The organism is Pedobacter sp., assembly GCF_040513095.1.
Taxonomy (GTDB): Bacteria; Bacteroidota; Bacteroidia; order Sphingobacteriales; family Sphingobacteriaceae; genus Pedobacter.
This window is the reverse complement of the sequence record NZ_JBEVDX010000086.1, coordinates 1-26227: the sequence shown is the minus strand read 5'-3', so window position 1 is coordinate 26227 and position 26227 is coordinate 1. Positions and strand designations below refer to the sequence as shown.

Sequence of the window (26227 nt, the reverse complement as noted above, 5' to 3'; positions counted from 1 at the left end):
GAAGATTTCTGCAACTACTGTGATATCAATGGTAATACCATTTACCTGAATGCTGCCGGACTCAAACTGATCGGTATGGACAAAAAACGGATGACTTCCAGCAATCTATACCAGTACCATTCAGCAAAGTCTGCCGAAGCCATCAGGGAAGTGATTATGCCGCAGCTGCTCCTTACCGGCAAATGGTCTGGTCCCCTGGAGCTCGTACACCAGCAAACGGGCGAAATCATCCCCATCCACAAACAATTATTTATCATCCGCGAGGATATTACCAATACACCTGTTGCCATTGCGGGCATAGCACGCGATTTACGTCCCGAAGTAAAAGCCGGCAAAGCACTGGACTACAAAAATACTCAGCTGCAGATTGCTATCCGCGAACTTGAGTTTCTGGCCAACTCGGTACCTGTTGTGGTATGGACCAGCGACCCACAGGGGCAGCTGGACTACATTAACCAGCGCTGGCAGGAAAAAAGCCCGTTACCCATCCAAAGGGCCCTGGGTAACGGATGGGCAGAAACCATCCATCCTGATGATGAAAAACGTGCATGGGCGGCCTGGCGTACCAGCTTAAAAAGCGGCGTTCCTTACCAGATCGAATTCAGGCTACTGGATAAATTTGGTGCCTACCGCTGGTGGATGGTACGTGCCATAGCACTCAAAGACGAGCATGACCGTATCATCAAGTGGTATGGCTCCAATATCGATATTACAGATCAGAAAGAACTGGAGCAACAGAAAGACAACTTCCTTGGTGTAGCCAGTCATGAGCTCAAAACCCCGGTTACCAGCATCAAAGCCTATGCACAGGTCATGGAAATGATGTTCAGGCGTGCCGGCGACACAAAAAATGCCGGTCTGCTGGCCAAGATGGACAGCCAGGTGAACCGGCTGAATACCCTGATCGGCGACCTGCTCGAAGTAACCAAGATCAATACCGGGCGGCTGCAGCTCAGTAGTTCCAGATTCAGCTTTAACCAGATGGTTGAAGAAGTGACCGAAGAAGTACAGCGTACCGCCCTTCACCATGAGATCCGGAAAGAGCTGCATTTTGACCGGGAGATTACTGGCGATAAAGAACGGATATACCAGGTGATCATAAACCTGCTCACCAACGCCATCAAATATTCACCGGATTCCAGCTACATCATTATTTCTACTTCTGGAAATGACGATGAGGTGCAGCTTTGTGTCCAGGATTTTGGCATCGGGATCAAGGCTGATCAGCAGCACAGGATATTCGAACAGTTCTACCGAGTAAGCGGCTCCCGGGAGCATACTTTCCCCGGTCTGGGCTTGGGATTATATATCTCCTCACAAATCATTAAACATTTAAACGGAAACATCTGGGTAAACTCTGCAGAAGGCAAAGGATCAACATTTTGCTTTAGCCTGCCCCTGCATAATCAAGATAAAAATGGAAGTTAAAAAAATATTCATCGCAGACGATGATGAGGCAATTGTAGATGCCACCGCAATGATGCTCGAGATGGCTGGTTATGAAGTACGCCACACCCTCAACGGGGCTACTGTACAAAATGATGTACTGAACCGGCCCGACCTTGTTTTGCTGGATATATGGATGTCTGGTATTGATGGCAGGGATGTCTGCAGAATGCTGAAAGCCGATCCTGCCACCCTGGATATTCCGGTATTGATGATTTCTGCAGGCAGGGATATTAAAGAGTCTGCCCTGGCCAGCGGGGCAAACGATTTTTTGGCCAAACCATTTGATATGGACGATCTGCTTGAAAAAGTGGCTAAACTGATTGGTAACTGATCAATCCTTAAGCGTATCTGTTGATTACTGCAGTGAGTTCTTCCAGGTCAAACGGTTTTCTGATAAACCCATCGGCCCCTGCCTGTATAGAAAACTGTTCAACAGACATCAGTGCAGATAAAAGAATTACCGGTATTGTGGAGGTGCGGGGATCTGCTTTCAGCTTCCTGCACAGATCACTTCCTTTTTCGTTGCAGAGCCACTCATCAAGAAAAATGATATCAGGCTTAATGGTCTCCAGGTCGTCCAGGACGCTGCCATCCTTACCCATGACTACATCATACCCTTCATAAGTCAAAACGATGTTCAGCATCTCCCTGATGCCTTCATCATCTTCCACAACCAGTAGTTTTAAGCTCATAATAGTTGAAAATTAATTATCTGGTGTTTGAACAGCAGCCACTAAAGTTAAATAAAAATAACACATTAAACCAATATAAAACATTTAGAAAAACACTGATAGGTTTAATAATTAAGCCAGTATATTAGCAGGTAATTCACAATTTAAAGCCTCTTAAGATCGGATATATGGATAATACTTTTGGAAAGAACATCATTCCAGAAAATGAACAGGAACGTATTGAAGCGCTAAAACGATATAAGATTCTCGGCAGCCCGGCAGAACATGCTTTTGATCATGTTGCAAAATTAGCTGCCCGCATTTTTGGACTGCCAATTTCTTTAATCTCTTTAGTAGATAGCGAAGAAGTTTATTTCAAAGCCAATGTTGGCATGGGTAATGTCAAATCTGCATCAAGGGGCAAAAGCCTGTGCTCACTCGCCGTGCTTGATCCTGAAGTTACAGTTTTTGAGGATGCCCGGATAGAACCCTGCCTGCTTGCCAACCCATTGGTTGCAGGTGAATTTGGCCTGCAGTTTTATGCAGGTGCGCCAATCATTACACATGACGGTATGCTGATTGGCACCTTGTGTGTCATCGATAAAAATCCCAGAACTTTTACTGAACATGACAGGACTATCCTGGCTGGTCTGGCCAGAATTGTGATGGACGAGATTGAACTGCGCCTACTGGCCCTTGAAGAAACAGAAAAACATCTTGAGCAGACTGCCCTCTCCTCTCTTAATGCACAGCGTCTTCACAATATGGTCATGTCTGCCCCGGTGGGGATGACTATCCTTAAGGGCAAAGAACTGGTTATTGAGATTGCCAATGCACAGATGTACGAGATCTGGAACCGTGATGCCAGCCAGACACTTGGCAGGCGCATTCTGGATGTGTTTCCGGAACTGATCGACCAGCCTTTTCCTGAAATGCTGGCCGAGATATTCGTTACCGGCAAAACGATTGCCATGCCAGAAGTTGAAGTTGAAATCGCCTCGGCTGCTGGCAGCAGGAAATTATACGTAGGTTTCCAGTATGCCCCTCTCTTTGATGCAGCAAATAATGTTGATTCTGTTATGGCTACCGTAGCAGATATTACAGAAAGGGTAATCTCCCGCAAACTGCTTGAAGAGAGTGAAGAAGAACTGCAGACCCTCAACGAAGAGTTGAGCAGCACAGTGGAAGAACTTGCTGCAACCAATGAGGAGCTTGCAGCGGCAAATGAAGAAATGTTAACTACAAATGAGGAACTGACTGAAACTTACCATCACCTTCAGGTAGTATCCCTGGAGATGGAGATGAGCGAGCAGCGTTTCCGCAATATGATAGAACAATCTCCTGTAGCCATGATGGTCCTGCGTGGGGATGCCTTAGTATTTGATGTTGTGAATGCTGCAATGCATACACTGATAGACCGGGGCAAGGAAATCATCGGCATGCCTTTGCTCAGCGGGTTACCCGAAATTGCTGGTCAGGCCGTGTTTGATACCCTGTACAAAGTGTATTATTCCGGCAGGCCGTATTACGGATTTGAAGTTCCGGTTGAAGTTAAGCGGGAAGGTAAAAAAGCTACAGGATTTTTTAATATCACTTACACCCCATTACTTGAAAACGGGATCATAACAGGTGTTCTGCAGGTAGTTGCAGAGGTAACAGAGCAGATCAGAAGCCAACAGAAACTGCAGCGCGCAGAAGAAATGCTGCGTTTCTCAGTAGAATCTGCCCATATCGGCACCTGGTTTATTGATCTTAAAAAAGCAGAATTTAATCCTTCGGTTACGATGAAAGCTCTATTTGGCTACAGGGGCGATGAAACCATGAACTATGCGGCTATTCTGGAGAGGATCCACCCTGACAGTAAGGATGCTGTTATCGATGCCGTAGATAAAACGGTCACCAAAGGCGAACCTCTCAGTGTAGAATTTAAGGTTACCGGCCTGCACGATCAGAAAAACCGCTGGCTGAGGGCCATTGGCAAATTGGATCAGGACCAGAACGGAAAGCTGCACCACTTTTCCGGCGTAGTCATGGAGATCACCGAACAAAAGCAGGATGAAATCCGCAAGAATGATTTCATTGCCATGGTCAGCCATGAACTAAAAACACCACTAACGTCCTTAAAAGGATACATGCAGTTGCTGGGTGCAAAAAACAGGAATAATTCCGATGGTTTCACCGCCGGGGCTATTGCAAAGGGAAATATACAGATCACTAAGATGACCGCCATGATCAATGGCTTTCTGAATGTATCCCGCCTTGAATCAGGGAAGATACAGTTGCAGAAACAGGATTTTGTACTTAACCAGTTGCTCAGGGAAACTATTGAGGAAATTGAAATGATCAGTGCCGGGTACGAATTTATCTTTAATCCCAGCTGTGACATGAGCATCCATGCTGATCAGGAAAAGATCGGTCAGGTGCTCAATAACTTTCTTACCAATGCCGTAAAGTATTCTCCGCAGGGCAAAACTATTGAAATCGGCTGTAAAGAGGTAAATGGATGGGTACAGGTCAGCGTCAAAGATGAGGGCATGGGTATTAGCTCTGCTGATGCTGAAAGGCTGTTCGACCGCTTTTACAGGGTAGACAATGCCAGTGCACAGAACATTTCGGGCTTTGGTATAGGCTTATATCTTTGTGCGGAGATCATCCAGCGCCATAACGGTAAGATCTGGGTAGACAGTCAGCCAGGTGAGGGCGCAGTCTTTCATTTTAGCCTTCCCATAAACCATTCATCCCTGTAAAAACATAATATTATTTCAGATCAGCAGATTCTGGCACAATCTCTGTTTAGGGTAGAATATCTATCTGTGAAAAATATCAGGGGAGTATCTTAGGGGATGCTCCCTTTTTATTTGCCCCCTCTTTCAAACGCAGCCGCATAAGGCTTTCACCACTATCGGGGATTTTTCCCAGTTAGTTCTGAACGTAATTTTACCATGAACTAATTAACAGATCATGATCAACAAAATTTATTTCAGCTTCCTCTTTTCAGCAGTACTTTTGCTGGGTTTCAACGCGCAGTCACAAACCAAAAAAAAATGGACAGCACCCGTAATGGTTACCGAAATGAATGGGGGCAGAATCTATGTGAGTTACTGTAAAAACAGTACTGACAGTATTCATTACCACCTCACTTCCAAATGCCAGGGCCTAAAAAATATTTATACCTGCTTCGCATTTACTTATCTGGACAGGAATAATATTGAACGTACACAGTTTGTGCGCGACATTTCACTTGCTGGACACATTGACAAAGAATACAGCGTAAAAGCAGAAAACGGGATCAGTAAGATCGTATCCCCCTACCTGCCCGAAACCGTGGTAGCCTATGTAAATGACAGTTCAGATCAGGTAGATATCAGGGAAAATTAGTTAAACCTGCCTGCTTTTCTTTATTAAGGATTTAAAATTGCTCAGCTTTTGTATTGCAGGCAACACATAGGCATAAAAATTATTTAATACTGTTGCATAGTTACCAGGCAGCCCAAAGACCACCTGATGATCAGTCTCTCCAAAGTACAGGGGCCTGCCAGGCTTTTGGCGTACCTTGTTAAAAATCTGCCTGATTCCAGCCTGCTCTGCTGCGCTGATTACAAAGCCGTAACAGCCAACAGTCATACCACAGGTGAGGATTAATACATCATTTGCCTTTAAGGCTTCGCGCAGTACTGCTGTCATGCCTTCCACTGTGTCCTGGGCATTGTAAAAGTTGATTCTCGTGATGTTGTTCTGTTTTAAAGCAGCGGTAAGCGCATAGGAATTAGATTCCAGTACTTTGCCGTATGCTCCGGCCTTTCCTGGTGGAAGCAGGTCTTTGGCTGCTACAATGATACCTACAGTAGGCTGACGGAATACCTGTACTTCTGTGAGGCCCAATGTGGAAAGATACCCTATTGCATCATCCGTAAGTTCAGAACCCCGCGTATAACCAATGGTGGGGTGATGGGGATATAGATCCGTTGCCAGTGTAGATCCCAGTGCCATTGCCAGGGGAATTGGTTCAAAAGGAACTTTCCTTGAATGCTCCAGTATGATAAGTTTTGCTTCTTTAATTGAAATCATGACGTTTTGTGGTGTTAATCGGTCAACTGGTATAAATTTAAATTCCAGTTACTGAATAAAATTTCCAAATCGTTCAACAGGCATGATTCATCGTTAAACAAAACTTTTTAGGAGTTGTAAATTTTTTGAGCACAGCGCGGAGGTCCGTAAATAGGATTAAATTTACCCGGGCTGCTGTAAAACCCTTTGAATCACAATTTCCAGGTCATCCAGTTCAAATGGTTTGGCCAGATAGGCGTTTGCCCCTGCCTTGGCTGCCAGGCTTTCAATATCAGTATTTGCTGAAAAATAAATTACCGGTGTATTCTTAACATCAGCATTGCCTTTCAGTATTTGGGTAGCAACTATACCACCTTCATCGGGTATCCAGTTATCCATGAAAATGATTGCAGGCTTAAAGCTGGCAACACGTTCAACGATGTCTTTTGTATCCGTATAGGTTTGTACCTGCCAGTTCTGCTCCTCTAAAATGTAGGTACAGATCGAAAGGATATCTTCATCATCATCAAAAATGATTACTTTTTTATTAAGGCTTTCCATAGTGTAATTGCTAATTTGTTTAACTCTGCGATTTAAGATAAATTTTAAATTCTGTTCCTGATCCCTGCTCCCATTATCATTTATACTGTGGACCGTATATTCCAGCTCCTGCCGGCTGCCGATCTCAATGACCAAAGGAACAGTCAGATTTCGGCATTTGATTGCATTTGTAATTAAGTTGCTGAACAAACTATCAATATGAGCAGTAAAATACGGCATGCCGGCTGCTTTGCTAAAATCTGTTAATACCTTTCCTCCATCTTTTTCCAATAGCTTGTGATTTACCGCTAACATATAAACGAGAGCTGGACTGAAACAGATGCTCCTCGTATTTCAAATTGATAGCTTAATACGGTGCTAAATCAAATGTTTAGCAAAATATGTATTATATAGCCCTTTGCCAGTTAGCGTAACAAATGTTAAAATCAGATAGGCACTTGTATTTCTATTATGCTTCATAAGATCTGAATATGTTTAAACAAATAAGTGTATTTTTGCAGTAATTGGTACACAAAACTGTTTACATAGTAAAGCTCACAATTATAAGCTAATTAATCATATTAATAAACTGAACTTTAATGAATGTACTTGCAAGAAACAACATAACCATCAAAGGGAATGGCAAAACTCCTATGCTGTTTGCCCATGGTTTTGGCTGCGACCAGAATATGTGGAGGTTTTTACCCCAGCGTTTGAAGACTCTCATCAAATTATTTTATTTGATCATGTCGGCGCGGGAAAATCTGACTTGAAGGCTTATGATTCAGAAAAGTATAATGATTTAAATGGGTACGCAGACGATATTATCGGTATTGCAAATGAACTGAGTTTAGAAGATATCATTTTTGTTGGGCACTCAGTTAGTGCTATGATGGGACTGCTTGCAGCCGAACGGGCTCCGCATTTATTTAAAAAACTCATTTTAGTTGGTCCATCAGCATCTTACATCAATGACGGGGAGTATGTCGGCGGATTCAGTAAAAGCGAGGTTGAAGAACTTTTGGATTCGTTAAAAACAAATCATATGGGCTGGTCAATGACTATGGCTCCCATGATTATGGCCAATCCCGAAAGAGCTGAACTGACAGAGGAATTATCGGCGAGTTTTTGCCGTACTGACCCTGCCATTGCACAGCAGTTTGCCCGTGTCACATTTATGTCCGACAGCAGGAGCGTTTTGAGTGCATGTACTACACCCGCATTAATCATTCAATGTTCAAATGATATTATTGCTCCTGTTGAAGTTGGAGAATACATCCATAGGAAAATAGCCGGCAGTGAACTTGTGATTTTGGAAGCAACTGGCCATTGCCCCCATTTAAGTGCCCCTGAAGAAACTATATTAGCCATCAAAGCTTATTTATAATATGCCGACAGATTCAAAAAACCTGAATGACGCAAACCTGGAGCAAAATTTTGAAGACTTTCTTGAACATTCACTATCTGGCTATATCTCAACAAATCCGCGGGGTGAGATGATCAGAATAAACTCCAAATTACTGGAATGGTTGGGTTATAGTACCGAAGAACTCATTGGTAAACGTATCACCAGCTTACTGGCTGTGGGCAGCAGGATGTTTTATGAAACTCATTTATCGCCCTTATTAAAGCTGCACGGATCTTTTGAGGAAGTCGCTGCAGAACTGTTGTTAAAAGATGGAAGTAAACTGCAGGTTCTTCTAAATGGGTATGTTCGAAATGATGAGAACAACAATCCCCTGTTTATACGTTTGAATGTTTATAAGGCTACTGAGCGAAAGGTTTATGAAGAGAACTTACGTCTTGCTATTAATGACGCAGAACAAACCTTACAAAAGGAACGCGAATTTGCCACTTTAAGAGAGCAATTTATAGCGGTTTTAGGGCATGATTTAAGAAACCCTTTAGGGGCAATAAAATCCGGAGCCTCGCTCTTAACGCGCTCTGCTTTATCAGACCGTGATAAGTTGATCGTTGACATGATAAAAAACAGCAGCCTGAGGATGGAAGAACTGATAGCTAATGTAATGGATTTTGCAAGGGTTCGTTTAGGGGGCGGTTTATCACTTGATTTAAAAGAAGTCTTCTTAAAACCAGTAATTTTACATGTTACAGAAGAGCTACGGGCTATTTTTCCTGAAAGAGCCGTTACTGTAGATTTTGAGGTTAATGATGCCATCACCTGCGATCCAGACCGTATTTCACAATTGTTGTCAAACCTTGTCGCAAATGCATTAACACATGGTTCAGCGGACGAACCTGTAAAGGTTGCGGCAAAAATCGTGTCTAATTCTTTTGAGCTTACTGTTTTTAATGGTGGCAAGCCAATACCGGGCGATGCCCTGGAAACCTTATTTGAACCTTTTAAAAGAGAAACCAGTGCTCCAAGTCAGCAAGGTTTAGGTCTGGGATTATATATTGCATCTCAAATAGCCCGTGCACATAATGGAACTCTATCGGCGTATTCTACAGTAGATGAAACACGTTTCACTTTCCAAATGCCGCTTTTCTAAGATAATACCTTCTCAATACACTGTCATCCCACATTTAGCTGTAATTAATATAGCCTGAAGGAATAATTATTGCATTAAATCTCCCAGATTGACATATTACGTCACCAATTAAACCTGTAATGTTAAATAACGCCCTCCAGAATTACTATACCCTTTTTGAAGACTTGCACGTTGCTGCTGCGATTTTAGATTCCTCAAATCTGACCATAGACCTTGTAAATCAGTCAATGCTGGAACTCTGGCACAGACCTCCATCGATTAATGGTACTCCATTACTTGAAGTTTTGCCTGAGCTGGTTGATCAGGAATATCCCATGCTATTAAATAAAGTACTTACAACAGGAAAAGTTCATAAAGAATATGGGGCACGCGTGTTGCTCAACAGAAGGAAAAAAAATGAATCTGTTTTTATGGATTACAGTTACATACCCATTCACAGTTCAGACGGTACACGTTCAACCGCGGTTCTGGTGATTGCAACAGATGTGTGCGAACGCGAAATGAATAAACTTAATACCGTACAGTACAAGCGTGATCTTCGCGCACTTGTCATGTCAGCGCCTGTAGCAATGTGCATTTATCGCGATGCTGAATTCAAACTCGAAGCTGTCAATAAATGTATGCTCGATCTGTGGCAAGGCAGCAACAAAATGGATATAGCCGCACTGCAACATGTATTTCATAATGGGATTTCTTATTCCTGTAAACAAGATGATATTATGTACACTTATACTCCTTTACGTAACGGCACCCAAGTTGTAAATGCAGTTTGTGTTATTGCGGTGCGTTCTTAAAAAATCCTACATCAGCTTTGCAGACAGATCAATTTGGATTACTTATGCCTGATCGGCCATTTGTAAACTGATGATATTGAGCCTGGGCATTTTTATTTTAGTGATGTACTTCCTTTATAAAAAGCCACCAGGAAGTTATTTGGCGGGCATACTTCTCCAAATTAAAAACCGCTATCCGAATTGAATGAATTAGCGTTTGCCGTTGCACATTGCCTTGGGGCTTCGTCAGGTACACTTCCGCCGTTATTAAAAACTGATATTGTGTGTGTTTTTGATCTCGGCCATCACGAAAGTACTATGCGTACTTCCGATGCTCTCCACCGAACCTAGTTTATTAAACACAAAATCTTGATAGTGCTTCATGTCCCTGGCAAACACTTTTAAAAAAAAATCATAATCGCCAGAGATATTATAACACTCTACCACCTCATCGATCTTCAGAATATCCTCTACAAAGCGGTGACCTATTTTCCGGTCGTGCTGTTTAAGCCGGATATTACAAAACACAATAAAACCCTGGTTGAATTTCTCTGGGTCAAGCAAGGCGATGTATTTTCTGATATATCCGGCAGTTTCCAGGCGTTTGACACGCTGCACAACTGGAGATGGCGTCAAATTTACTTTCGCTGCGAGCTCTTTAATGGTATGACTTGAGTCATTGCCTAATATCTTTAATAGTTTCAGATCGATCTCATCCAATTTTTCCATAGCATAAATCACTTGTAATTGACGCTAAATTACTTGAAAACCGGATAAAAATTCAATAAAGTATGTATTAAAAGTGATTTCAGCCGAAGTTTCCATCTCATTACAGCTTTAATAACTGTTTATGTAACTTTGACCAGAGTTTAAAACTCATGGTTCTTTGCTTTTTTCAGCAATCGGGAAAGGTTTTACTTAATGGTGAATTAATAGGGAATCGTGTGCAAATCACGAGCTGTCGCGCAACTGTAAGTAACACACAAAGGCTTCACCAATAATGGTCACTGCGCAAGCGGGAAGGCCGGTATAAGCCGTTACAAAGTCAGGATACCTGCCTTAACTGAATTGACGATGCTTCCGCGTAAAGAGGTTATTGGTCAGATTGTATAGCTCAAAGGTGCGATCCCTCATGGGTCAATTGTGCCTAATTGTATACTATCTCCCCCTTAGATCTTTTTTACCTGACGTATCCGGAATAGCCAGGAACTTTTTTAATGATCATTTAACCATTTAAAAAGTTAACAACATACTAACCCAAAATCTGGATTACATGCGCATCGGTAGCCAAAGACAGCTAAAAAACTGAAGGCGATCAGATCAAAAGATTCTAGAGTAAACAAAAAGAAATACATGGAAAACACCCAAAACATAAACAAGATTGACTTTGTGTTCACACTAAAGTCCACTTGTTTAGATGAAAATTATCACCCTTCAAGTCAAACGCGTCTGACAACCAATTTTGCAAACTTGGCTAGAGGAGCTAATCGCCAACAAAACTTAAGGAATGCATTGAATATGATTAACAATCGATTCAATGCACTGGCTTATTTGGATAATCCAAAAAATGATCGTTACAGGGTAGAACTTGAAATCGTCACAGTAACGATGGGTATTGAGGGTGAAAATGGTATTAACAATCTGCCGATGATTGAAGTTTTAAAAACGAATATTTTTGATCGTAAGACTAACCAGCATATCGAAGGTATTGCCGGAAATAATTTCTCTTCTTATGTACGTGATTATGACTTTAGTATTTCATTGATCGAGTACAACAAGGATAAACCTACGTTTTGTATTCCTGACGATTTTGGTGATTTGCACGGACAACTTTATAAGTGCTTTGTGAGTTCAGTCACCTATAAAAAGCACTTCAAGATGTCACCAGTCATTTGCCTAAGCGTATCGAGTAATAAAACTTATACTCGCACTGAGTATCAGCATCCGGTTCTGGGTTTTGAGTATCTGCAGGATCAATATTCTATTACTGATGAATATTTCTCTAAGATGGGCTTAAAGGTTCGGTTTTTCATGCCTTTGAACAGTGCTGCACCGATGGCTTTTTATCATTCCGGAGATTTAATTGCTGATTATACTGATCTTGGACTAATCAGCTCAATCAGCACGATGGAGACTTTCCAGAAGATTTATCGACCCGAAATTTACAATGCAAATTCAGTGGCTGGGAAAATCTATAAACCTAGTCTTAAACACGAAGATTATTCATTGACTCGTGTGGATTATGACCGCGAAGAGCGCAGCCGGCTCGCTGTTGAACAAGGTAAGTTCGCCGATGAGAATTTTATTAAGCCCTATAAAAGAATATTAGAACAGTGGTCTGCCAATTTCGCTCTTTGATTATACAACACATTAAAACTATTTTATTATGAAAAAATTATTGCCTACCTCAATTGTGGGAAGCTTACCCAAACCTGCCTGGCTCGCAGCACCCGAAAAACTATGGTCACCCTGGAAACTAGAAGGTGATCAGTTAGTAGAAGGGAAACAAGATGCTTTGCGTATCTCATTGCAGGGTCAGCAATTGGCAGGGATAGATATCATTAGTGATGGTGAGCAAACACGCCAGCATTTCGTAACCACTTTTATTGAGCATTTAACTGGTGTAGATTTTGAAAACCGTAGGGTCGTAAAGATCCGTGACCGTTATGATGCAAGTGTGCCAATGGTCGTAGGTGAGCTTGCACGGGAAAAAGCAGTTTTTGTTGAGGATGCTAAATTTTTACGTAAACTGACAGATAAGCCCTTAAAATGGGCGTTACCAGGACCGATGACCATGGTTGATACCTTGTACGATGCCCATTACTTCAGCAGAGAAAAATTGGCTTGGGAATTTGCGAAACTACTGAATGAAGAAGCAAAAGAACTGCAAGAAGCTGGGATAGATATTATACAGTTCGATGAACCTGCGTTTAATGTTTTTTTCGATGAAGTGAACGATTGGGGAATGGCAGCCTTAGAAAGAGCCATTGAAGGCTTACACTGCGAAACCGCTGTACACGTTTGCTACGGTTATGGAATAAAAGCCAATAATGATTGGAAAAAGACATTGGGCTCAGAGTGGCGCCAGTACGAAGAAATTTTCCCTAAAATTCAAGCTTCTAATATTGATATCGTGTCCTTAGAATGCCACAACTCAAACGTGCCCTTAGATTTAATTGAACTCGTTCGCGGGAAAAAAGTAATGGTTGGTGCAATTGATGTGGCATCTAACACGATCGAAACACCCGAAGAAGTAGCTGATACCCTACGTAAAACGCTTGCGTTTGTAGATATCGAAAACCTTTACCCCAGCACAAATTGTGGTATGGCTCCTTTATCCCGAAACGTGGCAAGTAGTAAGTTAGATGCTTTAAGCGCAGGAGCAGAAATCATACGCAAAGAGTTTGCGGTTTAGTTCCAATTATAGCAATTCATCCTCGCTGCCATAGTGAAAGACGTGTGCTAACAAGGCCTTTTCGCATTCATTCATCTAAACGAAACAATTTTTTAAAAACCTCTATGGACCAGCCGTGTTAAAGCAATACACTAAACATAAAACCTATGTCAGACAGTAAGAATAAACAAGATGGAAGAGATGATAGTAAAATTGATAGCCATGATGCAAGTGAGGTAGAATATGCGGCTAAAGAATTTGGTGTATCACCGAAGGAAGTTCGCGATGCAATCGGCAAGGTTGGTTCTTCCAGAGCGGCTGTTAAAAAAGAATTAAATAAATAATCCTTTAATGGAGGATGCTTAAAAGGCCCTGACTGTCTACAGTCGGGGCCTTTTATTTTCGTAACTACCATTATCACGACGCCGCACGCTATCTTTAATGACAGGCTTACTTTTGAGTTTTTTGCTATTGCTATTGCTATTTGCGTAGCCATTGAGATTGCTCCAACCACAGCCAGAAGAAGCTAAAGTGAAAAATAACATTACAATTATTAGTTGTTTCATATCATATTTTTGAAATACCTGTTAAACATCATCCTCCCTGATTACTATCCAGTAAAATTTTACTACTCTCCAAATTCTGCATCAACAGATGATTTATCGTATCCGCTGGAATATAACTGCAGAAGGGATTGTCATTTAAGCACCTCCATTTGCCACCTGACATTTTCATCATCATGTATTCTGCAGTCTGGTGGCGGATAATAACAAAGTTGCTGATACAAGGATGATGGAGTACAGTATAATTATCACTCTGTACGGTAAGAGAAAATGTTGTCATAGCAAAATTTGGTTAGAGAATAGACACACGACAAGCTAAAGCACTATTTGTTTTGCTTAATAAGCCTGCAGGTAAAGTTCAGGTAGTTTATCCATTTTGCGGTATTCATACACTATAACTACCTATAAAAAACCGTACTAATCTTATAGTAAACACGTAGTGCCGGACAAACAGACTTTGCATTTACATGTTCTTTAAACCAGTACTGGCAGAACAGCACATTAAATCATATACGACCATGGGAATATTTAGAACACAGTTTGAAAAGAATAATTTGCTTACACATGTTACAGTGGAGGAAATTGAAAAGGATAAGTTTGGCTGTATTTTGAGCGACGAAGATTCTTTCGGTATTGGTGATTTACCAGTTGCAGATCTTGTATACGATATTGTTATAAAACACTCATCATTGGGAAGTTGGGAAACCGTAGGCGAGCCAAACATTAAACTGGATGGTGATGATCTTCAGCGTCTGGGAAATGCTATAGTCGGCGACAAAACGGTCGATCTGTTTGGCCCCGAAATGTATTGATAATAACCTAACAAACTTTCGCTGCCCCCCCTGCGCTTACAAGAAGGTAGCGAAAGTATTAACTAAGCAGGCCGCTGCGCATAGCCGACTTGACCAGAGACGCTGTATTTTTACTTCCTATCTTACTCATCAAAGACATTCTATGACCCTCAACTGTCCTCTTACTGATATACAGTCTGTCCGAAATCTCCTTATTTGATAAGCCTTCTGAAATCAATTCAAGGATCTCGGCTTCCCTGGAGTTCAGATTAAATTCTTTATTAGGTACGCTAACTGGAATGGCCAATAATAATGACCTCTCCAATAAATCAACTGTGATAGCAGAGCTGATATAATGCTCATTATGGAATACATGCTCAACTGCGAAATTCAGCTCCAGGGGTTTAACATCCTTCAGCAAAAAACCTACAGCACCATAACGAAAAGCCTCTGCAACGATATTTCTTTCCTCTACCATCGACAAAAAAATAACCTTGACACTTGGGTATTTGTCTCTCAGAATTTTGGTTAGTTCTATCCCGTCCATGTCTGGCATCAGATAATCTGTAATGATGATATCAGGCATTACCCCATCTAGCAGCAGATGAAGTACTTGTTTTCCTGAACTGGCCTCTCCAACAATATTAAACGTAGAATTTGACTCTAAAATCAGTTTCACACCGTGTCTAACAACGGCATGGTCATCCGCGATCAATAAGTTTATCATATTTCTTTCTTTTACGTTCTGTTAAGTTTGTACAACACCGCCGTAGGTACACTTGAGTGAACGTAATTGTTTCAGAATATTGGTTTGATAAGAATAAATCGCGCTTACTTAAAATAAACGAAGACCTGCTGGTGCTGCACCGCATAGTAGTAAGAAGCTCTATAGCTAATACCTATTTCAGAAAAGGTAATACCTTCTCACCAAACTCGCTTATAAAAAACTGCTGGCCCCTATTTACATTGTGCAAAAATATTTTATCGAAACCCAGCGATTGATATTCTCCAATCCAGTCCAAGTGTCGTTGCGGATCAGAAGAAATATTCACCATATTTTTCAAATCTTCAGGCTTTACAAACGAGGCAGCTGAGGTGAAATGACTTACCTTTTGCAGATCAGAAAGTAGGTTACTGGGAAGCACATTATTTTTCCATTGGTCATACGCTCCTGACAGAGCTTCCTCTTCAGTAGCGGCATAAGAAAGCTGCACCTTTAGATAAATAGGTTTTCCCTCGCCACCTCCAGCCCTGAAGGCATCTATAACCTCCTTCAACTCAGCATGTGACCTGCTAACAGTGATCAAACCATCTACCCAGCTGCCCATCCATCCCGCTGTTTCTTTTGTAACAGCTGCCCCAAATAGTTGCGGCTGAGTTTCGGGCAGCGTATATAACTTTGCGTTTTCCACATGAATGGTTTTGTGCTCAGTAACCGTCTCACCCTTAAGCAACTTGCGGATCACCTCAAAACTCGATTTAAGCCGGTCATTACGCTCTTGCTTACCAGGCCATTTTTCTCCGTTGATACATTCATTCACTGCTTCACCGCTCCCCAGGGAAATCGAATACCGCCCCGGAAACATATCTGCAAGTGTAGCGATAGCCTGTGCTACTATTGCAGGATGATAACGCTGGCCCGGAGCACATACAGATCCAAATGGCAGGCTTGTGGCTTGCATTGCGGCACCCAGCCAGGCAAAAGTAAAACCACTGTGCCCCTGCTCTTCGCTCCATGGATGAAAGTGATCTGAGCAGTTGATAGCTTCAAAACCGGCACTTTCTGCTTGCTTAACAAAGTCAATCAAAACTGAGGGACTAAACTGCTCATGGGATGCATGATAACCAATTTTACTGATAGCTTCCATATTAGTTTTTTTGTAAATCCGCAGATAATTTATAAAGCAGCGGAGGAATGGCTATAACTCCTCTAAGACATTTATGTTTATGTCCCATATACGCTATTTTGATTTTTCTGAGGATGTTTATTCGAAATATGTGTTATATAGATAAGTACTTATACTTGTAATTGATAGAAACATATAAAAAGGGTGCTGGTAAATGATTAATTTATTTACCAGCACAATTATTTATTCAAATCCTGCATTTGATTAATGTTTTGGTTAGGTTACAAATCCTGCTTTATTAGCATCCTATATTCACGCTGAAGATTTAGAGTATGTTAGGCTCAGTTTTCAGGCTTGCAAATCAGGTGAAAACATCCCAGATCTTCAGTGCCGGCTGTTGATCAATGAAGAAATCAGGTATTACAAGTTAAATGCTATTTTAGCGGTAACAGCCTCCGGACAGCACGTCATCGGTTGCGATGCAGAAAATCCGACTGCAATGAGGGATTACCTCAATGTTCTAAATGAGCATAATAAGAAAAAGAACTCCATTTTAAATATCATCTCGCATGATTTAATGGGTCCTATTGGTATTATTCAATCAGTTTCCAGTTTGCTTACTGATCCGGAAACATTTCCAGGTGAACAGAGGGTTCGACAATACTTAAGTCTGATCAATCGAACCAGCAAAAAGTGTATTGACCTCATCCGTAATTTTATCAATCAGGAATTTATAGAAAGCTTTGGTGTAAAGCTGGTTAAAAAAAGAATTGAGCTTGTCAGTAAAATGCAGGTCATGATGGATGAATATGACAACAGCGAGGTTGAGCTCAGGAAAAATTTCACTCTCAGTAGCAATATGGACAAGATTTAGATTGAAATTGACGAGGATAAGTTTTTCCAGATCCTGAATAACCTTCTTTCCAATTCTTTGAAATTTACTAATGATGGGGGAACTATAGCGCTGACGATAACCGATCAGGATACATCCCTACTCGTAACAGTTGCAGATAATGGAGAAAACACAGGCACTATATTTTACATTGAGCTCCCAAACGGGGAAATTTAAAAAAGTTTAAACAATGTAGTGCTTAGCTAGTTATAGGGGCCAGCAAGGAATTTATAAAACCTTGAGTTGTAAACCTAACTTCTATCTTATGTTTTATCATGTTCAAAGTTTAATCAATCCCATCGTTGACGATCAGCCAGATCCGTCGGCAGCAAATGCGTTACAGGAAGGCCTGGGCGGACAGTTTGGTGAGATGCGTACAATGATGCAGTATCTCTTCCAGAGTTTCAACTTTCGCGGTGATGGTATCCCCTACCTGGATCTTATTCAGGGTATTGGTATTGAAGAGATCAGTCACGTTGAGCTGATTACTAAAACCATTTCCCGTTTACTGGATGGTGCTCCGGAGTACCATGGTTCAAAATTTGACGTACCTGGCAAGGGCGGAGACCCGGTGATGGATATGGCCAAAGACCAGAAAAATCCACACCATTTTATTCACGGAGCACAGGGTGCATTACCCGTTGATGCAGCAGGAAATCCATGGAGCGGGTCTTACGTTCACAACCATGGTAATCTGGTACTTGACCTGATGGATAATCTTGTCCTTGAATCTACCGGAAGGCTGCAAAAATGCAGGATCTATCAAATGTCATCAAATAAGACATTGAGGGCAACTGTTGCATTTCTGATTGCAAGGGATGAAGCTCACGAAATGGCTTTTGCCAAAGCGCTGGAAACATTAGGCGTTAACTGGGGCAAAATCCTGCCAATTCCCAAATTTGATTCTTCGCAATATCCTGAAGTTAAAAAATTGATTGACGCGGGTATCAACCGTGAACAGTATACTTTCAGGCTGGATGGTTCAGAAATGGGTAAGATATTTCAGGGCAGCTCTCCATCTAACGATGGTACTGAACTGGTTACACTGAAAGAGCCAAAAAATTCTTATCCTATTCCTCCAGCGCCTGAAAGGCCAGAAGAATTTGCGCCGGGACTAGATCCGGATCTTCAGAAATTAGCTGACGCTTTTACAGAATTTAAGGATAAAACTTTAAAAGACATGGAAGCTAAGGCAGGTCCTAATCCACGCGCTAAAAAAAAGAAATAAAGTAATATTGAATGAGAACAGACCCTGAGGTAATCTTCAGGGTCTGCTTTGCTTTCTATCATGCTATATACTGCTCTGTCAAATGCCGGCATTTTTGAATCATCGATCATTACGTATGAGAAAAGCCAGTCAAGCAAGTATTGAAACCGGCCTTCCAGTAATTTTTCCGGCAAATCTTTCACCTGATTAAATCCCATCCACCAGGCATATGGAGCATTACCATCCATTTTTGCATTGAAGGTCCCCTTCTGTGGAATCAGAGGCATCTGCATCATGCCTTCACTTGGATGGGCACCGTCCATGATGATAAGTTTTGCTATTAGCTCCGGATAATTGAAAGCAAGACTCATAGCAACCATACCGCCAATATCGTGCCCCAGAACGTTCACACACCCCAGCCCAAGCAGGTTGATAAATTCGTAAATATCCTGCGCCATTGTCTTTTTGTCGTAACCAGATTCCGGCTTTGACGAACTGCCCATTCCGCGAATGTCAATTACAAAGACCCTGTAATGTTTGGCAAGGTCTGGCGCTACGGTAAGGAAAGAATACCACGTTTGCGGCCACCCTGGAAGGCAGATCAGCGGCTCGCCCTCTCCTCCTTCTACATAGTGCAATTTTATCCCATTTACTTGTGCATACTTGCTTTCAAAGCCCGGCCACTTTTTGATCAGCTCTTCATCACTATAATGATACAGATCGTTTTTATTTTAGATAGACATGATTGTAGAATTAGATGTTTTCTGTTACAACTGACCATTGTAAGCCTTCATATCTATCATTAGCAAGTGTCCCGTGATGAACAAAGAACATGCTATAAAGATATTGCGCCTGCTGCCATTTAGGGTAGAGAGTATTTTCTCCGGCAGGATCGGCAGCCCGAAGCAATTTGTTAGTAGCAGAAAATTCTTCCATAGTACCCATTTTCACAAGCTTAAATCTACTGCCTTTACTTTGTTCACTTATCTGAACCAGATCGTTCGGGCTCACACTGAAGCTCGCAATCTTCAGAGATCTCGGCGCTTTATCATCCAATGCCACTAACGCTGTAAAGGCTGCAGTATCATCCATCGTGGTAAAATCTATTTTCCAATCTGCTTTATCCCCGAAATACGCAATAGTTTGATCCCGTACGTTGAACAAAGGGGTATTGTAGCGGAGTATATCTGCAAAACATCCATTAAAGATGGAAGTAGCCATGATACGGCTTGAATCAATCTTTTCCATAAATTCTTTTCTGAGATCAAAGTTGCGGTTCTCCCCTTCTGGCATTGCTGTAAAGTCGGATGAGAAATCTGACGGAATAAAGTGTTGGACACCTGCAGCTATAGCTGCGTCCAATAATTCAGTCTGAACATCAATAATGACATCGCGAAGGCCTGCTAATGCAGAAACAACACAGGATACTCCAGTACATGCACTAATCAATTGCTGCTGGTTCGAGAAATCCAATTTCAAGATCTCCACCCCCATTTTTTCGAGCACTCCAAGATTTTCTGCATTGCCATTTTCGCGAACAATTGCTCTTACATTCACATTTCTCTTAATCAGTTCCCGGCAAATTTTCTGTCCAAGATTACCTGTAGCACCTGCTACCAGTATTAAGTTCTCCATATTTCATCATTTTTAGATATGACAAATGTAAATGAGAATGTTCAGGGCAAAACTACCAATTGGTAGATAATGGACTACCTGATATTTTTTCTGATTCTGCTCAATGCATTAGGCGTTATACCCAGGTAAGACGCGATTTGTTTAACGGGTATTCTCTTAACAAGCTCAGAATTAGCTAAAAAATCTAAATAGCGCTCTTCTGCGGATAGGGTTTGAAAGCTGATAATCTTATCAATTTTGCGGACGGCCATTGCTTCCCAGGTTATTCTTCCAAACTCCTGCCATAAGGGGAACTGTTTGTAAAGTTCATCCATATCAGATTTCGCAATGTATATCAGTTGGGTTTCTTCTATAGCCTCAATATTAAACCTTGTTGGGGTTTGAGTGCTCAGGCTGGATATTTCAGTGAAGAATTCATCCTGGAATACAATCCAGGCAGTGAGCTGTTCATCAAATTCGCCATAAAAAAAACGTAAACCGCCAGACTTTATATAGAAATATCGATTTGCAATCTGACCACGCTTTAGAATTAGCTGTCCTTTTTTAAGCGTTTTCTCTTTGAATCTGGAAAGGATCACTTCCAGATCAGCAGGATTAATGGCAATTCGGGATTGTACAAAATCTGAAAGCTCTTTCATTTGATCCAATATAGTTTAATCAACCGAAGAAAGACAAGAATTAACTGCACCAGGCGATACACCGAACTTTTTCTTAAACGAATATGAGAAGTGGGAAAGACTTTCAAAACCGAGATCAAGGTAAAAGGATGAGGGTTTTTGGCTTTTCATTTCTATAAGATATTTTGCTGCATTTAGCCGCTTCTCCAGCAGCCAATGGCGTGGCGGTAATCCAAATATTTTTTGGAAATCACGCTTAAAAGTTGCCAGGCTGCGACCTGTCAGCATTGCAAATTTTTCAATAGGAACATTGAACCGGAAATTGCTGAGCATGAATCTCTCCAGATCTATTTTATACGGTTCCGAAAAGTCGAACAAAAAGTTGCGAAGTTCTGGCATTGCCAACAATAGCAATTTAATACCTTCTTTCACCTTCAGTATCCCCATTTCATCTGTCATCTCAGATCCTGCGCTTCTTGCGTATGGAACAATGGACTGAAAATATCCCCGCAGAAATTCATTGGATGGAATTAAAATATTTGGCGGACCTATATATTTACGATCTGCCCCGTATTTTTCTTCCAGTATGATCTTACGCAACAGGTCTTCCTGCAGGGATATTACAATGGTCTCGTAGTTGCCCCCGGTTAAGGGCGTCTTGGTTATTGTACCCAGTTGATTTCGCCCGATCAGCAGCAATTCTCCTCCGGTCATCGATATGTTTTGCACCGAAGTCTCCAGTACAAGTTTTCCCGAAACTTGCAGGATCAAAGTATGGTGGTTCCATAAACAAACTTTCTCTTTCCGCTCTGTAGAGAAGTAAGAATAAAAGATTACGCCGGGAAGTATTTCTGCTGGGCTGTCCATTTAACGTTCCAAATAAGTGCCGCCAAGAATGGCGCCTACCGTAAAAGTAGTGTTTAAAGTGTTAATTTCTTCAGGCGTAAATACAATGTCCATTGCTGCTATATTTTCTGGTAAGCGCGACCTGCGGCTCATACTTACTAAGGGCATGATACTAGTGCCTTGTTCCTTTACCCATGCAATGGCAATTTGAGTTGGGCTGTAGCCTTTGTTGTTGGCTAATTGCTTTAAAACTTCTACTTTCGCCAGGTTATGTACCAGGTTTTCACCCTGAAAACGCGGGAAATGGTTACGGTAGTCATTTGCTTCAAGCGGGGCTTTCATTTCACCAGTTAACAAGCCTTCGGCTGTATTTGCGAATGCAACCACGCCAATGCCTAATTCCTTTGCTACAGGCAACAGCTCGTTCTCAATTTGACGCTCGGCAAGTGAATAGCCGATCTCAAGTGCAGTTATGGGATGGATGCTATTGGCCTTGCGGAGCTGGTCGGCCGTAATTTCAGATACACCTATGTGACGCACTTTACCTTCTTTAACCAGGTCTGCAATCGTTCCAATGATATCTTCAACCGGCACGCTATTGTCCATTCTGCTGGGCTGATAAAGATCTATTGTTTCGATGCCCAGACGAGTCAGAGAGTAGTTTATGAAATTCTTGATAGCTAAAGGCCGTAGTTCCATACCCAGCCATTGCCCATTATGGAAAATGGCACCGAATTTCACACTGATGAAGGCATCATCCCGCCTTCCTCTAATTGCTTCGCCTATCAGCATTTCATTGTGGCCGGCACCGTAAAAATCTCCGGTGTTTAAGAAATTGATACCACAATCAAGCGCTTCATGAATTGTAGCAATGCTTTCTGCCCTATCGGGTGTAGGGCCACCCCATATAGAAGACATTCTCATGCATCCTAAACCTAGTTTAGAAACGAGCGGACCATTTTGGCCCAATTGAATTTTGGTGATGTTTGTCATAGCACAAAGATGAACGAACTGAAGACATGATTGTTTCCTGTAAGGTTCAAATGTTTTGCTTATATGGCTCAAATAGATTTTATTCAGGTACAGACATACGTTCGATTAGGAGAGTTTGAGCGTAGCAGGAAAATGCATTAAAAAAATAATAATATACAATAATTTGTAAAAATACAACAAAACAGTATATAATTTACACTTTATAAACACTTTTTATGACATAAATTATGTCTATAAGAAATATATTGTACTTTAGCTTGAGCCCTATGTTTGGAGCGCGATACTGTATTTAACAATTACCTCGCTGGATGGCGAGGTAATTTGTTTTATCCTATCAGACAAAATACATTTTTAGTATATCATTAATTATGCGGTACTTAACCAAATATTTCTCTCGCTTTTTGTACTGCAACAGAAAGATCAATGCCCTTGCCTAAAACACCTCTAAAAAGATCACCTGTTTCTTTTAGACGGTCTACTGCATTATAGATCGTAAAATCCCGCATAGTTAACCCAGGCTTCAGTTCATCCCAGCTAAGGGGCATAGAAACAGTAGCTCCAGGCTTTGGACGAAGTGAGTAAGGCCCTGCAATAGTGGCACCTGCCCTGTTCTGCATAAAATCAAGATACATTTTGCCCTTACGGTTAGAGATCATGCGTTCCAGACTGGTAAAATCCGGCACCTGCTCATGGATAAGGTTTACAATAATCTTGGCAAACATTTGAGACTGCTCGTAAGTATATTGTGCATCCAAAGGAATATAAATATGTATCCCGGTAGATCCTGATGTTTTTGGGTAACAAGGTACATCGATCTGATCCAATATCGCTTTCACCATTTGTGCCACCTGGATAACCTGATCAAAAGTGTTTTTATCAGGATCAAGGTCAACCACACAGTAATCCGGATAATCCGGCGATTTGCTCCGGGAAAACCATGGGTTCATTTCAATACAGCCCAATGAGGCCATCCAAAGCAGAGCAGCCTCATCATTGCCTAACAAATACTCTTTACGCTCACCATCACTGTTTGTGTAAGGAAAGGTATCAGCCCATTCCGGCGCCTTATCCTTAACATCCTTTTGGTAAAAACTCTGCGAATGAATACCACCAGGGTAACGGTTCAAAGACATAGGTCTGTCTTTCAGATAAGGTAAAATAAAATCTGCTACCTGATCATAGTAATTAAACATCTCACGCTTGCTTATTTTATCCTCAGGCCAATATAGCTTGCTGAGGTGAGTAAACTTTAACTGACGGCCATTAACGGTACACAGCTGTGTATCTGCTTTGGAACTCAGTAACATTTTCTTAGCCTTTAGTGGTTCGCTAATTGCCTCCACAGTATCCTGCGCAGTAACATCTTTTGTCGCGTTCACGATATCGCCAACAGGGACAGCCCCTTCCCTTACTACTTCAGAAGCACTTTTATCGGTACGCATTCCTTTAAATGAAGGGTGACGAAAAACGCCGTCGCTGGTTACTTCAGTAAAGGCGACTTCACAGACAAGCTCGGGCCGCAGCCAGGTAGCTTTCGCTTTTGGAGGATGCGGCCTGAAACGTGAAGGTTTATTTACATCTGGCAAAGTTGAAAACGGACTGTCATCGATGATCAGTGGTTTAAACTGTTTCATCATGCTTCTCTGATCCTGATCATTGAAGCCTGTGCCCACCTTACCTACATAGTAAAGTACACCATCCTCGTAAACACCCAAAAGAAGAGAACTGAACATTTTTGATGTGTCCTCATTCCTGGTAAAGCCCGCAATAACTACTTCCTGCCTTTTATTGGCTTTTATCTTAAGCCATTCTGCAGAACGGTTATTTTTGCTGTAAAGACTATCCGCCTTTTTGGCAATAATACCTTCAAGCCCCATTTTGGAAGCTGCATTAAAAAACTCTATTCCCTCAGATTTATAAACCTTGCTCAATCTGATCCGGTCATCATCCAGAGGCAGCACCGACGCAAGAATTGATTGACGGTCTACAAGAGGGAGATCAGACAGATCCTTTCCATCGTACCAAATCATATCAAAAACATAGTAAACCAGTTCTCCATCTTTTTCGCTGTTCCAGTTCTGCAGATCACCAAAATTGGAACCTCCCTTGTCATTGATAACTATGATTTCGCCGTCGACTACGATATCCATTTTCCAGCTTTGGAGGATCTCATAAATGGGAAAGAATTTCTCATTGAATTGTTTGTTATTGCGGGAAAGCAGTTGTACATCTCCGTTGTGAAGACAAAATCCCAGGGCACGGTATCCATCCCATTTAATTTCATACACCCAGTCATCACTATCGAAGGGTTTATCCGTTAGTGTGGCAAGCATGGGCTTCATTCCTATAGGTATTTTGGAATCTGTTCCGTGATCCAAAAGCAATTGCAAATCACTCATAGAGAGCTTAGGTAACTGGCCATCATTTCTGGCTACCGCATAATCCCCGCTGCTTTCTGAAACGGAACTTTTCTCCATTTCATCAATGGTCTTTTGAGAAAGTACCGATCTGCCGTTTAAGGTAATATCATCGTTCGATGCATAATCATCATTGTGCTTGATCAGCAGCCAGCCGTTTTCACCCATTCCGTGAGTTTTGACTAAAGCAAATTCGCCATTGAGTTTTTGCCCATGCAAAATGATCTTCACCGATCCTGCATCCAGCTGTTCAAGTAAGTGTTTTTCCTGAGCTTTTTTCCCTTTGATCTTTGCAATAGGTTCGTATGTCCCCTCATCCCACACTATTACAGTGCCACCACCATATTCCCCTTTTGGGATAATGCCTTCAAATGTACGGTAATCATAAGGATGATCTTCTACCATCATTGCAAGCCGCTTTGTCTTGGGATCCGTAGAGGGCCCTTTGGGTACCGCCCAACTTTTCAGCACACCATCCATTTCTAGGCGAAAATCATAATGCAGGCGGGTAGCGTCATGTTTCTGGATAACAAAACGAAGCATCCCTTCATCGGCAGCCTTGCCCGCCTTGGGCTCAGCGGTCTTGTTAAAATCACGCTTCTTGTTATATTGTTTAAGGTTTTGTGAAGTCGCCGGATCTTTCGAATGATCTTTAGTGTTCTCCGTTACGTCGTCATCATCGTTCTCCTCTTCATCATTTAAGGTAATCCATACCGGCGCGTGATCACTGGAATGCTCCCAGCCACGAACATGTTTATCAACATCTCCAGCATCTAGCCTCTCTGCGGCAATATCATTTAAGAGGAAATGATCCAGTCGCAAGCCTGCGTTCCTGCCATAAGCATTCCTCAGATAATCCCAGAAAGTATATATAGGTTCATCGGGATAAAGCTTACGTATAGCATCAATATAACCTTCATCAAGCAAATCCTGGAACAGATGACGTGCATCTGGTCTGAAGAGTGCATTGTTTTTATATTTTTCCGGTTTATAAGTATCCAGATCGGTTGGCATGATATTGTAATCACCGAT

At 41.7% G+C, this 26227-nt stretch carries 26 protein-coding genes and 1 riboswitch; of the genes, 14 read left to right on the top strand and 12 right to left on the bottom strand.

Annotated elements, in window-relative coordinates; all coding sequences use genetic code 11:
- Nucleotides 1-1428 (top strand): ATP-binding protein (locus tag ABWY16_RS10585; RefSeq protein WP_353904613.1); only part of this gene is annotated, 1428 nt, incomplete at its 5' end.
- Nucleotides 1418-1780, top strand: coding sequence for a response regulator transcription factor (locus tag ABWY16_RS10580; protein ID WP_353904612.1), 363 nt, complete (start codon nt 1418-1420; stop codon nt 1778-1780). The genes ABWY16_RS10585 and ABWY16_RS10580, both read left to right, overlap by 11 nt.
- A gap of 7 nt (nt 1781-1787) precedes the next feature.
- On the opposite strand, the gene ABWY16_RS10575 is transcribed toward ABWY16_RS10580, so the two are convergent.
- Nucleotides 1788-2141: a response regulator transcription factor gene (locus ABWY16_RS10575; RefSeq protein WP_353904611.1), complete on the bottom strand. Its 354-nt coding sequence runs from the start codon at nt 2139-2141 to the stop codon at nt 1788-1790.
- Nucleotides 2142-2308: 167 nt separating this feature from the next.
- Between ABWY16_RS10575 and ABWY16_RS10570 the strand changes: the two genes are divergently transcribed.
- Complete coding sequence (locus ABWY16_RS10570) at nt 2309-4867, top strand: GAF domain-containing sensor histidine kinase (protein ID WP_353904610.1); 2559 nt, start codon at nt 2309-2311, stop codon at nt 4865-4867.
- A gap of 214 nt (nt 4868-5081) precedes the next feature.
- Nucleotides 5082-5498, top strand: coding sequence for a hypothetical protein (locus ABWY16_RS10565; protein WP_353904609.1), 417 nt, complete (start codon nt 5082-5084; stop codon nt 5496-5498).
- Here the strand turns inward: ABWY16_RS10565 and ABWY16_RS10560 are convergent, their stop codons facing one another.
- Together ABWY16_RS10560 and ABWY16_RS10555 are read right to left on the bottom strand one after the other, a co-directional pair.
- Nucleotides 5499-6188, bottom strand: a complete 690-nt coding sequence (locus ABWY16_RS10560; RefSeq protein ID WP_353904608.1) for a molybdopterin-binding protein — start codon at nt 6186-6188, stop codon at nt 5499-5501. It abuts the gene before it with no gap.
- A gap of 162 nt (nt 6189-6350) precedes the next feature.
- On the bottom strand, nt 6351-6728 hold the full coding sequence (locus ABWY16_RS10555) for a response regulator (protein WP_353904607.1): 378 nt from the start codon (nt 6726-6728) through the stop codon (nt 6351-6353).
- A 670-nt stretch (nt 6729-7398) separates the two neighbouring features.
- On the opposite strand from ABWY16_RS10555, the gene ABWY16_RS10550 reads away from it, so the two are divergent.
- The 3 genes from ABWY16_RS10550 (at nt 7399) to ABWY16_RS10540 (ending at nt 10014) form a co-directional block, all read left to right on the top strand.
- A complete protein-coding gene (locus ABWY16_RS10550; RefSeq protein ID WP_353904606.1) occupies nt 7399-8094 on the top strand; it encodes an alpha/beta fold hydrolase in 696 nt (231 codons plus the stop codon).
- 1 nt (nt 8095) lies between these two features.
- Complete coding sequence (locus tag ABWY16_RS10545) at nt 8096-9220, top strand: PAS domain-containing sensor histidine kinase (RefSeq protein WP_353904605.1); 1125 nt, start codon at nt 8096-8098, stop codon at nt 9218-9220.
- A gap of 119 nt (nt 9221-9339) precedes the next feature.
- Nucleotides 9340-10014 carry a PAS domain-containing protein gene (locus ABWY16_RS10540; protein WP_353904604.1) on the top strand — a complete coding sequence of 225 codons (675 nt, stop codon included), beginning with the start codon at nt 9340-9342 and terminating at the stop codon, nt 10012-10014.
- Nucleotides 10015-10260: 246 nt separating this feature from the next.
- Here ABWY16_RS10540 and ABWY16_RS10535 read toward each other — a convergent pair whose 3' ends face one another.
- Nucleotides 10261-10722: an Lrp/AsnC family transcriptional regulator gene (locus ABWY16_RS10535; protein WP_353904603.1), complete on the bottom strand. Its 462-nt coding sequence runs from the start codon at nt 10720-10722 to the stop codon at nt 10261-10263.
- Between the two features lie 163 nt (nt 10723-10885).
- Nucleotides 10886-11069, top strand: a riboswitch (cobalamin riboswitch).
- 277 nt (nt 11070-11346) lie between these two features.
- Between ABWY16_RS10535 and ABWY16_RS10530 the strand changes: the two genes are divergently transcribed.
- From ABWY16_RS10530 to ABWY16_RS10515, 4 genes are all read left to right on the top strand, one after another.
- Complete coding sequence (locus ABWY16_RS10530) at nt 11347-12351, top strand: DUF1852 domain-containing protein (RefSeq protein ID WP_353904602.1); 1005 nt, start codon at nt 11347-11349, stop codon at nt 12349-12351.
- Nucleotides 12352-12379: 28 nt separating this feature from the next.
- Nucleotides 12380-13408, top strand: a complete 1029-nt coding sequence (locus ABWY16_RS10525) for a methionine synthase (protein ID WP_353904601.1) — start codon at nt 12380-12382, stop codon at nt 13406-13408.
- Between the two features lie 146 nt (nt 13409-13554).
- Nucleotides 13555-13731: a DUF3606 domain-containing protein gene (locus ABWY16_RS10520; RefSeq protein ID WP_353904600.1), complete on the top strand. Its 177-nt coding sequence runs from the start codon at nt 13555-13557 to the stop codon at nt 13729-13731.
- 686 nt (nt 13732-14417) lie between these two features.
- Nucleotides 14418-14762 (top strand): hypothetical protein, encoded by a 345-nt coding sequence (locus ABWY16_RS10515; RefSeq protein ID WP_353904599.1) that lies wholly within the window; start codon nt 14418-14420, stop codon nt 14760-14762.
- 58 nt (nt 14763-14820) lie between these two features.
- Here ABWY16_RS10515 and ABWY16_RS10510 read toward each other — a convergent pair whose 3' ends face one another.
- Nucleotides 14821-15468, bottom strand: a complete 648-nt coding sequence (locus ABWY16_RS10510) for a response regulator (protein ID WP_353904598.1) — start codon at nt 15466-15468, stop codon at nt 14821-14823.
- Nucleotides 15469-15640: 172 nt separating this feature from the next.
- On the bottom strand, nt 15641-16609 hold the full coding sequence (locus ABWY16_RS10505; protein ID WP_353904597.1) for a TIGR03885 family FMN-dependent LLM class oxidoreductase: 969 nt from the start codon (nt 16607-16609) through the stop codon (nt 15641-15643).
- 376 nt (nt 16610-16985) lie between these two features.
- Here ABWY16_RS10505 and ABWY16_RS10500 point away from each other — a divergent pair, with 376 nt between their 5' ends.
- The 3 genes from ABWY16_RS10500 (at nt 16986) to ABWY16_RS10490 (ending at nt 18708) form a co-directional block, all read left to right on the top strand.
- Nucleotides 16986-17462 carry a histidine kinase dimerization/phospho-acceptor domain-containing protein gene (locus tag ABWY16_RS10500; protein WP_353904596.1) on the top strand — a complete coding sequence of 159 codons (477 nt, stop codon included), beginning with the start codon at nt 16986-16988 and terminating at the stop codon, nt 17460-17462.
- Nucleotides 17463-17657, top strand: a complete 195-nt coding sequence (locus ABWY16_RS10495; protein ID WP_353904615.1) for an ATP-binding protein — start codon at nt 17463-17465, stop codon at nt 17655-17657. It abuts the gene before it with no gap.
- A gap of 88 nt (nt 17658-17745) precedes the next feature.
- On the top strand, nt 17746-18708 hold the full coding sequence (locus ABWY16_RS10490) for a manganese catalase family protein (RefSeq protein WP_353904595.1): 963 nt from the start codon (nt 17746-17748) through the stop codon (nt 18706-18708).
- Here ABWY16_RS10490 and ABWY16_RS10485 read toward each other — a convergent pair.
- The 6 genes from ABWY16_RS10485 to ligD form a co-directional block, all read right to left on the bottom strand.
- A complete protein-coding gene (locus ABWY16_RS10485) occupies nt 18609-19325 on the bottom strand; it encodes an alpha/beta fold hydrolase (protein WP_353904594.1) in 717 nt (238 codons plus the stop codon). The two genes, ABWY16_RS10490 and ABWY16_RS10485, sit on opposite strands and share 100 nt — an antisense overlap.
- A 115-nt stretch (nt 19326-19440) precedes the next feature.
- On the bottom strand, nt 19441-20322 hold the full coding sequence (locus tag ABWY16_RS10480) for an NmrA family NAD(P)-binding protein (protein ID WP_353904593.1): 882 nt from the start codon (nt 20320-20322) through the stop codon (nt 19441-19443).
- Nucleotides 20323-20396: 74 nt separating this feature from the next.
- Complete coding sequence (locus ABWY16_RS10475) at nt 20397-20960, bottom strand: Crp/Fnr family transcriptional regulator (protein ID WP_353904592.1); 564 nt, start codon at nt 20958-20960, stop codon at nt 20397-20399.
- A 15-nt stretch (nt 20961-20975) separates the two neighbouring features.
- Complete coding sequence (locus ABWY16_RS10470) at nt 20976-21806, bottom strand: helix-turn-helix domain-containing protein (protein ID WP_353904591.1); 831 nt, start codon at nt 21804-21806, stop codon at nt 20976-20978.
- Nucleotides 21807-22778: an aldo/keto reductase gene (locus tag ABWY16_RS10465; protein WP_353904590.1), complete on the bottom strand. Its 972-nt coding sequence runs from the start codon at nt 22776-22778 to the stop codon at nt 21807-21809.
- A 377-nt stretch (nt 22779-23155) separates the two neighbouring features.
- Nucleotides 23156-26227 (bottom strand): DNA ligase D, encoded by a 3072-nt coding sequence (ligD, locus tag ABWY16_RS10460; RefSeq protein ID WP_502930994.1) that lies wholly within the window; start codon nt 26225-26227, stop codon nt 23156-23158.

Excerpts from the sequence above, each read along its gene's own strand:
- ABWY16_RS10580 (WP_353904612.1), top strand. The coding sequence starts at position 1,418 with ATGGAAGTTAAAAAAATATTCATCGCAGACGATGATGAGGCAATTGTA.
- ABWY16_RS10575 (WP_353904611.1), bottom strand. The coding sequence starts at position 2,141 with ATGAGCTTAAAACTACTGGTTGTGGAAGATGATGAAGGCATCAGGGAG.
- ABWY16_RS10570 (WP_353904610.1), top strand. The coding sequence starts at position 2,309 with ATGGATAATACTTTTGGAAAGAACATCATTCCAGAAAATGAACAGGAA.
- ABWY16_RS10565 (WP_353904609.1), top strand. The coding sequence starts at position 5,082 with ATGATCAACAAAATTTATTTCAGCTTCCTCTTTTCAGCAGTACTTTTG.
- ABWY16_RS10560 (WP_353904608.1), bottom strand. The coding sequence starts at position 6,188 with ATGATTTCAATTAAAGAAGCAAAACTTATCATACTGGAGCATTCAAGG.
- ABWY16_RS10555 (WP_353904607.1), bottom strand. The coding sequence starts at position 6,728 with ATGGAAAGCCTTAATAAAAAAGTAATCATTTTTGATGATGATGAAGAT.
- ABWY16_RS10545 (WP_353904605.1), top strand. The coding sequence starts at position 8,096 with ATGCCGACAGATTCAAAAAACCTGAATGACGCAAACCTGGAGCAAAAT.
- ABWY16_RS10540 (WP_353904604.1), top strand. The coding sequence starts at position 9,340 with ATGTTAAATAACGCCCTCCAGAATTACTATACCCTTTTTGAAGACTTG.
- ABWY16_RS10535 (WP_353904603.1), bottom strand. The coding sequence starts at position 10,722 with ATGGAAAAATTGGATGAGATCGATCTGAAACTATTAAAGATATTAGGC.
- ABWY16_RS10530 (WP_353904602.1), top strand. The coding sequence starts at position 11,347 with ATGGAAAACACCCAAAACATAAACAAGATTGACTTTGTGTTCACACTA.
- ABWY16_RS10525 (WP_353904601.1), top strand. The coding sequence starts at position 12,380 with ATGAAAAAATTATTGCCTACCTCAATTGTGGGAAGCTTACCCAAACCT.
- ABWY16_RS10520 (WP_353904600.1), top strand. The coding sequence starts at position 13,555 with ATGTCAGACAGTAAGAATAAACAAGATGGAAGAGATGATAGTAAAATT.
- ABWY16_RS10515 (WP_353904599.1), top strand. The coding sequence starts at position 14,418 with ATGTTCTTTAAACCAGTACTGGCAGAACAGCACATTAAATCATATACG.
- ABWY16_RS10510 (WP_353904598.1), bottom strand. The coding sequence starts at position 15,468 with ATGATAAACTTATTGATCGCGGATGACCATGCCGTTGTTAGACACGGT.
- ABWY16_RS10505 (WP_353904597.1), bottom strand. The coding sequence starts at position 16,609 with ATGGAAGCTATCAGTAAAATTGGTTATCATGCATCCCATGAGCAGTTT.
- ABWY16_RS10490 (WP_353904595.1), top strand. The coding sequence starts at position 17,746 with ATGTTTTATCATGTTCAAAGTTTAATCAATCCCATCGTTGACGATCAG.
- ABWY16_RS10480 (WP_353904593.1), bottom strand. The coding sequence starts at position 20,322 with ATGGAGAACTTAATACTGGTAGCAGGTGCTACAGGTAATCTTGGACAG.
- ABWY16_RS10475 (WP_353904592.1), bottom strand. The coding sequence starts at position 20,960 with ATGAAAGAGCTTTCAGATTTTGTACAATCCCGAATTGCCATTAATCCT.
- ABWY16_RS10470 (WP_353904591.1), bottom strand. The coding sequence starts at position 21,806 with ATGGACAGCCCAGCAGAAATACTTCCCGGCGTAATCTTTTATTCTTAC.
- ABWY16_RS10465 (WP_353904590.1), bottom strand. The coding sequence starts at position 22,778 with ATGACAAACATCACCAAAATTCAATTGGGCCAAAATGGTCCGCTCGTT.